This is a genomic window from Vibrio sp. RM-69-4 (genome assembly GCF_024743775.1).
GTDB classification, from domain to species: domain Bacteria; phylum Pseudomonadota; class Gammaproteobacteria; order Enterobacterales; family Vibrionaceae; genus Vibrio; species Vibrio anguillarum.
In genome coordinates this window covers 1-2352 of sequence record NZ_JAMQXI010000029.1, presented here as the reverse complement: position 1 = coordinate 2352, position 2352 = coordinate 1, and the positions used below count along the sequence as shown (strand labels likewise).

Annotated in this window: 1 protein-coding gene; it reads left to right on the top strand. The window is 41.0% G+C overall.

Going from position 1 to position 2352, the window contains the following annotated elements; all coding sequences use genetic code 11:
* The first annotated feature begins 503 nt into the window (after positions 1 to 503).
* Positions 504 to 1655, top strand: a complete 1152-nt coding sequence (locus NB504_RS03005) for an SH3 domain-containing protein (RefSeq protein WP_258428240.1) — start codon at positions 504 to 506, stop codon at positions 1653 to 1655.
* The last annotated feature ends 697 nt before the right edge of the window (positions 1656 to 2352 follow it).

Here is a 2352-nt window from a genome sequence, read left to right as displayed (position 1 = left end):
TTTGTGTTGTCGTCAAATGAGCACTTTCACCCTCAAATTCGTGGTTAACTCAAACCGTAAAACAGACAAGTTTCTTTGTTTGCCTCAATCAGTTTTAGCGCTGGCGTGTTGTGAATTTAGCAGGTGCAAAGTGTGGAAAGGGCAAGTTTATCGAGCATTTTGTACTTGCTGAAGTTTTCGCTCGTTGAGTTTGCCTGATCCAAAAGCTTGGTTTGTTGTCGAAAGGTGGACTTTGTTTTGGCGGCTCATTTATCACGGCTCTTGCTTGGGTTGATTCTTGAATCACTCAACCATTGCAATAGTGGCTTTTGGTCGTATAAATTCTATTTATCTCATTGAATTTGCATAACAAACGGCTCAAGAGGGATTGTCAACGCGTGGCGGCTTTGGTTCAAAATTGAAGTTCAGTGTTTACGGTGTGTTTTTTTAGTTCGGCTATGCGTTGTCAACCCCTTAGCCGGGCGTTAGATTTTATTTGAGTTCATCTGTTTATTGGTAAAAAAGTGACTGAAAGTAACAAAAGTTCAAAAATGATTGGCGCACTAAGCTCTGATGATATGTCAAGGCAGGTGTCCTCATTCGAATCGTCAGCGTTGAAACAAGCTAGTGAAGTAGCGAAGCAAATGTCTCTGTATGAGCATTCGGTTTTAAAGCAAGCAAGTGACGCGGCAAGGCAAATGTCGTTGTATGAGTCGTCGGTTTTAAAGCAAGCAAGTGAAGCGGCAAGGCAAATGTCGTTGTATGAGTCGTCGGTTTTAAAGCAAGCAAGTGAAGCGGCAATGCAAATGTCGTTTTATGAGTCGTCGGTTTTAAAGCAAGCAAGTGACGCGGCAAGGCAAATGTCGCTGTATGAATCGTCGGTTTTAAAGCAAGCAAGTGAAGCGGCAAGACAAATGTCGCTATATGAGTCATCGGCTTTAAAACAAGCGAGTCAAATAGCTAAGCAAATGTCACAATATGAGCTATCAGCTCTGAAACAAGCAAAAGACAATTGGAAATCTCTTGCAATGCAAGAAGCTGCTTCGTTAATGGCTGCTAGCTCGATTTCTCGTATGTTTGTCGCAAATGATTCCGCAGCTATCCAAACAGTAAGAGAAATGTCAGGTTCCATTTTACAGCAAAACTTAGCTGGAATTTGGGACAACTCAAATGTTGAAGCTGGCTTTGAGATCAATGCGGATGCTATCGAGGACGCTGTTGCTCAATTTAGCACGGCTCCATCACCAGATAGTAATGGTGGTATTTTAGACTGGTACAATAACCAACCACCTTCAACGCAGTTGGTCATTGGGCTCATTTTTAGTTATTGGATTGGAGTATTTTGCAATTTATCTATGCCACTTTACGAGGATTGGTCACAGCTATTTAACGATACAAACTCTAGGGTAGCTCCTAAGTTAGTTGTGAAAGAAGCACACAAAGAGTACGACTTAACTGACCTCAAGAGTTACCGTTTTGTTGTCGCTTCAATCTTACATGTTAGGAATGACGCAACGATTAATTCTGAAATAATAGATGAACTAGCAAATGGAAAAACTGTAAAGTCTATCGAAAAATCAAAACGGTGGGTGCGGGTTGAGTATTTGTGTGACGAAACGGGAGAATATAAAGTTGGTTGGGTCTTTGCGAGGTATTTGCATAGATTCGAGATCTAAAATCTAACAATCTGTTTAAGAGTGATTCGCAACGCGTGGCATTTTCACTATGCGTTGATTTTGGTGATTAAGGTAGTGTGCGGAAGCATCGGTATTGCGTTGCTCACACCTTAACAGGGCGTTATAAAGCTCACCCTTACAAAGTAAACATTGGAGGTAATAGTCTAATAATGAATAACTTACGCAGTGCTACTGCCGACTGGATTACCATAATTACAGGGCTAAGTACCTTGATAGTTAACTTAATGCCAGCTCTTATAGCAGATCGGTCTGTTGAAAATCATGATCTAGCTTGGCAGGGGCACTTAGATCATATTGCTACGACACTGGCATGTGTTCTTACTTTTTACTTCTTTATTGATCAATCTATACGTGTATCAAGGAGAATATCTGCAGCTCGACTCAGTGTACTACCTGATCAATTAGTTTATGTTTTTTGTTGCCTAGGAGGTTTGTTATTGTTTGTAGCCACTCAAATTGTCTTTCAGTCCTATGTTTTTGATAGCCTCCAAAAAACATATCTGGTAGTTCCATCAATCGTATGGTGTCTCATAATGTTTGGGTTGTTTATCGCCTGGACTAGCGAATGACTGCTTTATAACAAACGGCTCAAGAGGGATTGCCAACGCGTGGCGGCTTTAATGCAAAATTGAAGTTCAGTGTTTACAGTGTGTTTTTTAAGTTCGGCGGTGCGTTG